11 protein-coding genes are annotated in these 11,708 nt (G+C 28.8%); 9 read left to right on the top strand and 2 right to left on the bottom strand.

All coding sequences use genetic code 11. The annotated features are described in order from the left end of the window. Positions 1–544: 544 nt before the first annotated feature. Entirely contained in the window at positions 545–2,140 is a 1,596-nt protein-coding gene (locus JHL18_RS22545) for a recombinase family protein (protein WP_200273487.1), read from the bottom strand. 147 nt (positions 2,141–2,287) lie between these two features. On the opposite strand from JHL18_RS22545, the gene JHL18_RS22540 reads away from it, so the two are divergent. The 9 genes from JHL18_RS22540 (at position 2,288) to JHL18_RS22500 (ending at position 10,181) form a co-directional block, all read left to right on the top strand. Beyond that, positions 2,288–2,443 carry a hypothetical protein gene (locus JHL18_RS22540; RefSeq protein ID WP_200273485.1) on the top strand — a complete coding sequence of 52 codons (156 nt, stop codon included), beginning with the start codon at positions 2,288–2,290 and terminating at the stop codon, positions 2,441–2,443. A 201-nt stretch (positions 2,444–2,644) separates the two neighbouring features. Continuing rightward, positions 2,645–3,823 (top strand): helix-turn-helix domain-containing protein, encoded by a 1,179-nt coding sequence (locus tag JHL18_RS22535; protein ID WP_200273483.1) that lies wholly within the window; start codon positions 2,645–2,647, stop codon positions 3,821–3,823. Between the two features lie 532 nt (positions 3,824–4,355). Continuing rightward, entirely contained in the window at positions 4,356–4,916 is a 561-nt protein-coding gene (locus JHL18_RS22530) for a sigma-70 family RNA polymerase sigma factor (RefSeq protein ID WP_200273481.1), read from the top strand. A 1-nt stretch (position 4,917) separates the two neighbouring features. Beyond that, the gene (locus tag JHL18_RS22525; protein ID WP_200273479.1) at positions 4,918–6,300 is read left to right on the top strand and encodes a DUF4179 domain-containing protein; all 1,383 of its coding nucleotides are present in this window, start codon (positions 4,918–4,920) and stop codon (positions 6,298–6,300) included. A 183-nt stretch (positions 6,301–6,483) separates the two neighbouring features. After that, a complete protein-coding gene (locus JHL18_RS22520) occupies positions 6,484–7,857 on the top strand; it encodes a glycoside hydrolase family 1 protein (protein ID WP_200273477.1) in 1,374 nt (457 codons plus the stop codon). A 247-nt stretch (positions 7,858–8,104) separates the two neighbouring features. Beyond that, positions 8,105–8,533 (top strand): YfjL-like protein, encoded by a 429-nt coding sequence (locus tag JHL18_RS22515; RefSeq protein WP_200273475.1) that lies wholly within the window; start codon positions 8,105–8,107, stop codon positions 8,531–8,533. A 133-nt stretch (positions 8,534–8,666) separates the two neighbouring features. Next, the gene (locus JHL18_RS22510) at positions 8,667–9,116 is read left to right on the top strand and encodes a helix-turn-helix transcriptional regulator (protein WP_200273473.1); all 450 of its coding nucleotides are present in this window, start codon (positions 8,667–8,669) and stop codon (positions 9,114–9,116) included. A gap of 52 nt (positions 9,117–9,168) precedes the next feature. After that, entirely contained in the window at positions 9,169–9,513 is a 345-nt protein-coding gene (locus tag JHL18_RS22505; RefSeq protein WP_200273471.1) for a hypothetical protein, read from the top strand. 161 nt (positions 9,514–9,674) lie between these two features. Next, entirely contained in the window at positions 9,675–10,181 is a 507-nt protein-coding gene (locus JHL18_RS22500; protein WP_200273469.1) for an HAD-IA family hydrolase, read from the top strand. Positions 10,182–10,481: 300 nt separating this feature from the next. Here JHL18_RS22500 and JHL18_RS22495 read toward each other — a convergent pair whose 3' ends face one another. After that, positions 10,482–11,708 (bottom strand): NAD(P)/FAD-dependent oxidoreductase, encoded by a 1,227-nt coding sequence (locus JHL18_RS22495; protein WP_200273467.1) that lies wholly within the window; start codon positions 11,706–11,708, stop codon positions 10,482–10,484.

The following is an 11,708-nucleotide window of genomic DNA, read 5'->3' as shown; positions in this document are numbered from 1 at the left end:
TACGGCTCTGTTTTATTTGCATGTAAAAAAATATGGCAAAGAAAAGAAAAAAGTCAATTGAAAGCATATACACTTTCAATTGACTTTAATTTTGCTGTGGCAAAATATTAACTTAATGACATTGCTTCACAGGCTCTATTTTTTTACTGTCTATATAAAGTATGAAATCTCTATATGGACTAAAACTAATTATTTCAATAGTTTTAGGAGTTTTTTATTTACTATAAAAAATAAAATTTTGAAATTGTATATCTACAGTAACCAAATGAGTTATGATGAAATAATTTAGTAGTATAGGATTTTAAATAAAATAAGTTCTAATAAGTTTTACTCATTAAAGTATTGAAGCAAAGATGCTTTAGGCCATTTACTGATGAAAAAGATTAAATAGAACTTATATATCATAATTATATAGGCTAAAGAAATCTTAAATAATTATTGTGGAGGAGTAGATGGACAGAGAGTTAATAGATTGTATTGATGCTGGAACTGAATATTGTCCTTAAGTTATAAAAAAGCATCATTTTACAATCAAGAGTATAAATCATGATTTTATAAAATTAATTTTAAGTTCTGTATTATCTCCGTCCCAAGATATACTGTCAATTATAGTAGTTAGTAAATTTCTTTTATGGGTAATATCTTTTAACACTTCATATTCATCTCCAGGTATACATAGGGCATCTTGAAGTAAGTTAACTTTAGGGAAATTTGATTCATCTATTTTGGTTTTATAATAATTATTTAATTTAAATCTTAAATCTTGAAGTTCAGTATCTAGTTTTTCAACTTCTTTAATTATATATTTGGATACTTCTTTTTTTTCAGAAAGTGATAGTTGTTTAATTAAGTTACTTATTATATGTTCTTTTTCATTTATAGATGATTTTAAAATGTTAATATTCTTCTCTTCATTTGTTCCTTTTTCATAAAGCTGCATTAATAAAGATAGTGATTTTATTAATAAGTCTTTATCATATGCTTTAATTTGTTTAAGCAGAAGATTATCTAATATATCAACCCTTATATTTTTATTATCACATCTAGATCCCTTACTGCTATCTTTAGCAGAGCATACATAGTAATCAAGTCTCTTATTTTGTTTCTTAGATTTATGGCCTTGCTTTACCTTCATATTAGATCCGCATTTTGCACAAACTAATAATCCGGTTAAAAGAGCGGTGTTATCTCCAGTGCCAAGTCTCTTACTTCTCTTTTCTTTATTTTTATCTAAGATACTTTGTGCTTTTATCCAATCATCAGCACTTATTATGCCTTGGTGCCTAGAGACGGCCACTATCCATTCTGTAATATCTCTATCAGTTGTGATATTTTTAGTTTTATTATAAGTAAGATATCCGTTTCCGTTTGGTTCGCCAAATACATTCATCCCTAGTTGTTTTAAGAAGTTGTTTGTTGTTTCAGAGGACTTTACGTATAATGGACTTATTAGAATTCTTCTAAGCTGCATAGTGGACCATTGCCCACCATTTTTTCCTTTTACATTTGATAAATTTAAATATCTTGAAACCTTTGATAAAGAATGCAGTTCTAGGTATTTAGAAAAGATTAAATTAATTATGTTGAGTTCTGATTCTAGTGGACAGAGCTGCATCAATGAACGCTCTTTAAACTCGCTATCAATATAAGTAACTCTTTTTGCAGAAAAACCAAAAGGCTCTTGTCCTCCAAGCCACCTACCTGATTTTGCGAGTTGAAGCATATTATCCCGAACTCTTTCAGCAATGGTTTCTCTCTCAAGTTGAGCAAAAACACTAGCGATATAAATCATTGCACGTCCCATTGGGGTAGTAGTATCAAATTGTTCTCTAATGCTTATAAAATTAATTTTATATTTTTGAAGCATATCTAGAGTAGTTGAAAAATCAGCTACATTTCTGCTTATACGATCAAGTCTATAACATATAAGTACATCAAATAAGTTTTTTCTTGCATCCTTTAAAAGCTGCTGGAATCTAGGTCTATTAGTATTTCCACCTGAGAACCCCTCATCTTCATAGATAGTATAATCCTTGATGCCTAGCTTTGATCCATATTCTTTGCATAATTCTATTTGGTTTTCAATTGAGTCTCCTTTGCCAGTAAATATAGATTTTCTACTATATATAGCTGCTTTCATAAGTACCTCCTAGGCTTTATGGTACTATTCTAATAAACTAGACTTGAAAATATGACACATATTTTATGTAGTAACAAATATATGTTTAACACTTAGATATATTTATTCATATTATATAAGTAATAATGTTTAAAGAGGGTTCATTATATGAATAAAAAAATTACTATAATTATAGAAGGAATGTTAACAAAAGAAATAAAAATAGAATATGCAAAAACATTGGCTGTTAGTTTGCTTAATGAGTATGGGAAGAGTGCTTGCGAAGAATTATTAAATTTAAATAAAAATACTGATGAAAGATAAGTAGTTAAATTATATTTTAAACAAAAAAACACACATTATTGTTGGAAATTACAAAAAATGGTGTATAATAATTAATAACTTTATTATAAAGCCTAGCTTTAAGTATCTAATTATAAAACAATATTGTTTGCAAAGGATTAATTGAATTTATAGTTGATTTTAAATATTGTTTGAAAATTATATTAAATAAGGAGTGATTCAATGAATTTTTATAAGCCTAATGAAAAGATAAAATTTATGAGAAAGAATTTACATATGAGTCAAGCTGATTTAGAGAATACTAATATGACTAGGGCTTTTATAAGTATGATGGAAAGCGGAAGAAGAAATGTTACTAAGACAAGCTCTAAGCTTTTGTATGAAAAATTTAGTGAAAGAGCTAAAGCTTTAGGAATTGAACTAAACATAGATGAAGATTATTTTTCAACACTTCCACAGGAAGATGCTAAAGCATTCTGCGAAAAAGAGCTTAAAAAAGATATTTCCCATCAGTATATAGAATATTTAATTGCTATAGCAGTAAGGTTTGATTTAGATGATATTTTAGCAGAAGCATACAAAAAGGATGGGGATAAGTATTATAGAGAGGGTAATTATAACAATGCATTTATGAGTTTCACTAATGCCCTTGGCAAATTGAAAGAACTTAAAAATTTTAAAGAACAATTATTTATTTACAATTGTTTAGGTGTATGCAAGAGTGAAATAAGCGAACATAAGGATGCAGTATTTTATTTTCAAGAATGTATTAATTACTCAGTGCAACAACAAGATTACTACCATTATATAAAAGCAAGTTTTAATTTAGCAAGGGCATACAGTTATCTTCAAAGGTATGAAGAGTGTTTAAAGCTAATAAATGAAAATATCCTAGAAAGCAATTTGCATGTGGACGAACAGTACAAAATAAATGCAATGATTATAAGAGCAAATGCACTGTACTCCTTAGATAAACAAGAAGAAGCTTTATCAGAATACTACTCAATAATTGATGAAGTTGGAGATGAAAATGAACTAGTATTATCAATAGTATATACTAATCTAGGAGAACACTATTATAAAGTTGATCAATTAGATAAGAGTTTAAAATATACAAATGAAGCACAAAGGCTGAAAAATAAAGTGAATAAAAGAAGCCTTTCTGTAGTTTTAAATACAAAAGGTAAGATATTATTTAAGCAAGGATTACTTGATGAGAGTGCACTTGTTCTTGAGCTAGCGGTGAGTAAAGCAAAAGAGTACGGTAACTATGATTCGCTATTAGAAAATCTTAAAGATTTAATAAAAGTTTATGAGAAGATGAATGATATAGATAAGATGAAAGAGCTTTCTATGGAATTAATAAACTTACACGAAAATAAAAATATTACGTTAATCTGAAAGAAAACAACCTTGTAAATTGGTTGTTTTTTATTGTATCACACAGAGAATTAACTGAGTTGGACTTTAATAATTTATTTAATTTGAGGAATGTAAATTTATTAATGCTAATATAAATTTAATTGAAAATGATTAAGTCTAATGGTAAGTGGGCAGTCTTCATATACCTTATGCCGTTATATTGATATTGGTTTGCAGCTAATGTATATTATTCTTAAGTAGTTATTTTAGGTGTAATTAGACATAAATCAAAAAGTAACCAATTTATTTAGTGAGATACTTTTATAGCTGACACAGTTATAAAACTTTTTGATGAGCGTTATTGACAATACAATAATATAGATATATTAGTATTAGAATTTTTAAGAAATTAGCAAGAAAAACTAAAGAGTAATAAATTGCTAAAAACAGCACTTATACTTTCGAGTATTAATGCTGCTTTTTATTGTGCAAGTAATTTTCAAAATATAATGTGATTTTGAGACCTCATATTAAGTTATTACGTCTTTATAAGTGAAAGGGCGGTGTGAAGATGAAGATAAGCGAGGACAACTTGGTTAGAGAGCTTAAAAATAAGAATCCAAAAGCGCTGGATTATTTAGTTGCAAATTATAGCAACCTTATCTTTAAAGTTGTTATTACTATAATTGGAAGTGGGAAAAGAGAAGAAGCAATGGAGTGTGTAAATGATGTTCTTCTTAAAGTGTGGGAGAAGATAAGTTATCATGATGAAACAAAAAGTAAATTCTCATCTTGGCTTATTGCTGTAAGTAAGTACAATGCATTGGATTATAAAAGAAAGTTAATCAAAATTGAAGAACAATACAACATTGAAGATCTTATGCTGGCAGATGAAAAACAGGTAGAAGAACAAATTTTATGTAATGAGGGTAGACAAGAACTTCTTAAAGTGATTGATACTCTAGGAAGTCCAGATAAAGATATTTTTATAAGAAAATATTTTATGGGGGAATCAATAAGTCAAATAAGCGAAGCGTTAAGCCTAACTAAACCAGCAATTAAAAATAGACTTTTTAGAGGAAGAAAGATTTTAAAAGATAAATTAAATCCAATGGAAATGGAGGCGCTTTAGTATGGGAAAAGATATATATGAAGAATTTGATAATATTTACTTTGATCAAGCTGAGTTTGAAAAAATTGAAGACTCATTGTCAGAGATAGAGATTAAAAGGCTGAATAAGAATTTGAAAAAAAGAATATTTAAACAAAATAAAAGATATATAAAGGCGGCAGCAATTGCTTCAATAACATTAATAATAGGAACTAGCATTATGACACCGGCCTTTGCAAAAACAATAGTTCAATACGTACCTGCATTGGAAAACTTGTATGAAAAACTGGGATATTATAGTGAATACAAGGATTTCTCTCAATATATAGGTGTAAGCAAGGAAGCTCAAGGATACAAATTTACAATAGATAAGCTTGTAGCGGATCAAGATACAGTGTTAGTTGCATTAAGGATAACTAAGCCAGGACTGAATGATGAAGAGCAAGGGAAAAAAAGTGGAAATAATTTTTATATAGATGCGGATGTTGACGGTTTAGGGAAAGGAGCTATTACAGGAGGGACTATGACTAAAAGAACTATTGATAAAAATACTTCAATTGTACTTTTAGAAAATGAGGTGGCTGTAGGGAAAGTATTACCTATGAGGTTTGAAATGAATATAGATATTTTTTCTACATTTAACGGAAAAATTAATGTGAACTTTAAATTGCCAGTATCTAGGCAAAAGACAAAGGAAGAAACTATAGTGAAAAAAGATCTTGGAGTAAGTGAGATTAAAGAAAAATTTAATGTAAATATTAATGAAGTAAAATCAAGTCCATTAAATACAAATATAAAATATACAACTGATAAAAGTATTGATAAAAACATGGATGAAAAGACTTTCGTAAGCTTTTACTGCTATGATGATAAAGGGAATATATATTTAGATATGGGGGCAAGAGCAGATGATGGTAGTAAAAAAGTAGGAGCTGTAAGCCCTGTTGAGAAAAATGCAAGAAAATTATATATTGTTCCTTATATATATGAAAATTTAAGTGGTAAACAAACCAATTATGAAAGCCTTGATTTTGATGGAAAACTATATGATCTTAATACAATTAGAGAATTTGATATGAAGGAAGATGGTAAGATTAATGTATATAAAATAGAAAAGAATAGTGATACTATTAAATTTTACTATACATTTACTGGACCAGATAATTCTTTAACAAAACAAGACGTCATTCAGTTATATGAAGATAATCCAGATAAAGAGGGAGCTAAGCTTATAATCTCAAGAAAAGATATAAAAATATATAAACCAGACTCCAGTAAACCTAATAATTATTGTATAGAGTTTAGGAATGTAGATGGTGATAAGAATTATGTGTATTCTGTAGGATGCTTTCCGACTTCTAAAATGATATGTGGAGATAAGATTGAGGTTAATCTTAGAAAGTAGAATAAATCGATTTTATATTAATGCTGCTTTTTTATTTTAATATTAAAAATAATACTCAGAACTTTAGTTGTTTCAAATATGCTTTTTAAATTTATTGTATAGACAATAACACAAATGCATAAAAATGAGAGGTAGAATAAAAGCAAGAACTACAATATTAATATAAAAAAGGAGAATACAATTATGGAAGAAAATAATAAGGGTATAATTCCAGAAGGATTCCTTTGGGGGGGAGCTGTAACTTCTTTTCAAAGTGAAGGTGCGTACAATGAAGGAGGAAAAGGTCTTTCTATTGTAGATAAGAGAGAAATTCCAGAAGGTTTTTCTGATTGGACAGTAGCTGTAGATTTTTATCATAGATATAAAGAGGATATAAAATTATTTAAAGAATTAGGAATTAATTCATATAGAACAAGTATTTCTTGGGCAAGAGTTATGCCAAATGGTGAAGGTGAAGTCAATGAGGAAGGATTGAAATTCTATGATGATTTGTTCGACGAATTATTAGCAAATGGAATTGAGCCTGTAATAACACTTTATCATTTTGATATACCTAATGCGTTAGCAGAAAAATATAATGGTTTTGCTTCAAGAAAAGTAGTAGATCTATTTGCAGATTATGCAAAGCTTGTATTTGAAAGATATAAAGATAAGGTTAAGTATTGGATAACTTTCAATGAGCAAAATTTAGTGCTTATTATGAACGAATATTGGGGAGTAACTACACCTGAAGGTGCTGATAGGGAAGCATTAGCTTTCCAAGTAACTCATAATGTATTTATTGCTCATGCTAAAGCTACAAAGCTGTTACATGAAATTATTCCTGATGGAAAGATGGGCGGAATGGTTGCTTACACTACTACTTATCCAGCAACTTGCAAGCCAGAAGACGCTTTAGCAAATCAAAAGGTTAAGGAACTCTTCAATGACCTATATTTTGATGTATTTGCTCATGGAGAATACCCAACATATATAACAAGTCTATGGAATAAGAGAAATATAAGACCAGTGTTTGAAGCTGGTGATGAAGAATTATTAAAAGAAAATACAGTAGACTATTTAACTTTCAGTTATTATAGAAGTGATATAGTAAAGGCTGTTGAAGGAGGAGACGGTGCTGCTATATTTAAAGGCATCACAAGAAATCCTCATCTAGAAGCAAATGAATGGGGCTGGGCGATAGATCCAATAGGGTTTAGAATAGCATTAAAAGAAGTGTATGCTAGATATAGAATGCCTATTTTTGTTACTGAAAATGGAATTGGTGTTAGAGAAGAATTAAATGAAAATAACACTGTAGAAGATGATTACAGAATTGAATATTTAAGAGATCATATAAAAGAAATGAAGCTTGCAATGGAAGAAGGCGTAGAGGTAATAGGTTATTTAACTTGGGGCTGTACAGATATATTAAGTTCTCACGGTGAAATGAAGAAGAGATATGGATTCATTTTTGTAAATCGTGATGAAACTGATTTAAGAGATTTAAAGAGATATAAAAAGAAAAGCTTTGATTGGTTCAAGAAGGTTACTGAATCAAATGGAGAAATATTGTAATTAATACAATAGATATATTGAACAAAACTCACTTATGGTGTAAAATTACACTATAAGTGAGTTTTTATTGTTTTTATCCATAATTGTTAAAATGAAATTATAAAAATTAATATAATATTGAGGTTCTATTTAATTTGCTGTACCAATTGATCAGCTAAGTATTATTACTTCAATATTGTTATGAATAAAACTTATTAGAACTTATATATAACAGGTCAAATCTTGATTATTAAAAGAGGTGAAGTGTTTGAAAAAAGCAAGTATAATATTTCTAATTCTAACTCTATTTTTATTATTTATGAATTTTCGAGATTCATTCTACGGAAATCCTATAAGTAGATATTTAGTTACTAGGCAAATAACAAATTATATTAGTGATTATGCGCATATAAAAAATTTTGAAATTACAACGATAAATAAAAACTTTAAAAATGGCGGATATTATATTGCTAATGTATACGATGAAGATAATAATAACAAATTCATTATAGAATCAACGGAGAGAAATGTTGTTTCTCATAATCTTGATGATATAAAACAACCAATAAATGTAGATGAAACTAACTATTCTCCCATAATTTTATGGGTAGCATTAGAAGCAAGTTTTATATTATTTGCTATAAGCTCCATCATATATTTTTATGGAGCTTTGTTTAGAAAAGAAAAGAAGATATAATGAAATGTTCAATTGAAAATCTTAGTAAAATCTTTACTAAAGCAATTGTTAGTAAAACTTATAAAATAAAATTTAATTATATAATCCTGCAAAGAAAAAACAAATTAATATTAAAGACTGAAAGGTGAGCGAAATGACAAGAGAAGAATTTATTAAAAAAGTTGATGAAAAGCTAAAGCTTATAAGGACTGAAAAAGGATATACACAAGATAAGATGGCTGAAATACTAGGGATTTCTAAAAAAACACTGGTTCAAGTTGAAAAAGAAAGAGCTAGCTTAGGCTGGGCAGTAGCTGTTGCCACATGTGTGATTTTTAAGAATAGTGAAATTCTTGAGTTAACTTTTGGAGGAGATATTGATGAAATCATAGTGTCTTTATCTTTTAAAAATGAAGAAAGAAAATATACTCCAACCCTTGGAGGAAAGATATGGTGGAACGATTTAAAAAATGAAAAAGGATATACAATACAGCAGAATATAATATCCAGTCATTATAGAATTCTGGATATAAACAAACGAAGGATTTGTTATTCATTTGAAAAAGAGTATATAGATAAAAGATTTGAAGAGCTTACGGAATAGAAATTATATATGCATGAATGTATATATTTACAGACAAATCAAGGAGGAGATTATGAAAACTAAAAATGTAATAATAGTTTTGTTTCCATCAATTGTTATGACATTAATAAATATATTTTCTTTTTCAATAGATATTATGGGGGAATATGACAAAATGGGTACGATAATTTTGTCTCTTATAATTATAGATCCTCTAATGTTTTTTATACAAGGGATAATGGCAGGTAAAGAGAGGATCAATATGTTTTTAGCTTTGGGTACTTCTGCGGTAGTATTTGCACTATGGTGCTTAATCTATTTAAATTCTTCTGCGCTACCATATTGTATTATTTATATAATCATCGGAAGTTTAACATACCTATTTGGAAAATGGTTTTATAGCGCTAAAAAATCATAAAGCAGCTATTTATAACATATTAATTTTAATAATATTTTTTAGAATAGCCACTCTTTAAACCATATTGATTAAAAGGATAAAATTTTTTGTAATTCACTTCCGGTAATTTGTAATTTATGATAATATTTGTAGATAAGGGCGTTTTTAAAGGGGGAAGTTATTTGATAAAAGCAATATTATTTGATTGGCATGGTGTATTAGTTGAAAGTGATAAGAACAATATTGTAAGAGAACATATCCTATATAATAAATTGAAGAATAATACTGCATCTAAGGATGAAATTATAGAAATCGCTAAATCCTTTAAAAAGTATGAACCATTATGGGAAGTACTACCTGAGTTAAAGAAATATTTTAAAATGTGTGTTGTTAATAATGGACCAAAGTCAACCTGTGAATACTGGGATCAATACTATGGATACTCTGAATTCATGGATTTTGTTAATTCAGAAGCTGAAGGGGTAGAAAAGCCAGCGCCTGAAATCTATAAGATAGCTTGTGAGAGGCTAGGGGTAAATACAGATGAGGTGATTTATATGGATGACAACTGTGGGTTCCCAGAGGAAACAGAGAGGTTAGACATGAAGTTTATTCACTGGGATTCAACTGAAAGTGGATTTAGAAAGTTTAAGAAATACTTATTAGAAAATATGAATATAGAATTATAGATATGGTATTGTTTAAATTTATAAATAAGTTAAACAGTTGTTTTATTGAGCGATTTTTATATGTTATTAGTCTAAATTAATAAAGATAAGTTTATTTAATAGAAGTGGGGCCATAGTATATTTAAAAATGTAAACATATGCGACGCCTTTTGTTTTGTTTAAGATGTCTGGATTTGTTGTATAAAGATAAAGTATAAAAGTAAAATAAATATATTTTGATTAGTAAAAAAGTAACCGCTAGTAAGAGAATTAATTACTAGCGGTTTTAAGTTTACAAAGCTAAATTTTATTAGCAGAGTATTAAATATTGTACATGTATTCACCATTTTCTTTTATTCCATAAAAGTCAGCAAAGGTTAAGTCAAATACACTCTTATTTATTTTTGAGATATTAATCTTATTCTTTATTAAGTGAGTCATAACTCCACAGTAGGAGATTTCTCCAACTAACAATGCACCATGTATTAGACCATCTTTTTGGATGATCTTTTTATAAACTTTATCAGTTTTAAATATATCTACGATATAGCTGTCATCTGGTGCGTTGGCTATTCCAATTGAAGCTGCTTGAAGTCCTAAAAAATTCATAGAGTTAAGATATGCAAAGTTATCTTCGCATATGGTTTCTATGCCTGCCATATTAAGAGCGGCAGATTTTCCTTGTCTTACTGCTACTGGCCATATAGGGGATAGAGCTGTTACGTCACCGGCTGCATAGATATCTTGGACATTAGTCTTGCAGTATTTATCTATTAAAATTCCTCTTTCACATCTAACTCCAGAATCGCCTAAGAAATCTATATTTGGTTTTACTCCTGCTGCCACTACAATTAGGCTACAAGGAATTAGTTCATTATCGTTTAATACAACGCCAGTTGCTTCACCATTATCGTTTATAACAACTTCTTTTGCAGAAGCGCTAAGGTGAAGAGTGACATTTTTAGCTTCTAATAACTTTTCATATCTCAAGGATGCTTCTTTATCAAGCTGAAGAGGTAGTATCCTATCTGCCATTTCTACTAAGTGAATATTGACCTTCTTTTTGATAAGTCCAACAGCTGCATCTATACCAACAAGTCCTGCACCTATTATGACTACATTATCTTGAGCTTTGCAGTTTTTTGATATACCAACTGCATCTTCTATATTTCTAAGTGGATATACATTGTTAGCTTCTCTTAAGTTTTTTATTGGTGGAATGGATGCTGAAGCTCCTGAAGCAATAAGAAGAGTATCATAGCTTATTGTATCCCAATTACTAAGTACTAGCATTTTCTTATCAGCTTTAATATTTTTTACTTCTAAGCCTTTAAGCCAAGTGATTTTATTTGCTTCAAAGAAATCACTTTCAACAAAAGATAGTGTATTTAAGTCTCTATCACCACTAATATAGTGATGAAGCATACATCTTGAATATACGTTTACATCTTTTGAAATAACAACTATCTCACATTTAGGATCTATATCTCTTAAGGTTTTAGCAGCATTTATACCTGCGGCACTGGCACCGATAATCACATGTTTCAT

This window comes from Clostridium yunnanense (assembly GCF_016595795.1).
GTDB lineage: Bacteria > Bacillota > Clostridia > Clostridiales > Clostridiaceae > Clostridium_AR > Clostridium_AR yunnanense.
The sequence above is the reverse complement of the archived record's forward strand: the minus strand, read 5'-3'. Positions and strand labels throughout refer to the sequence as shown.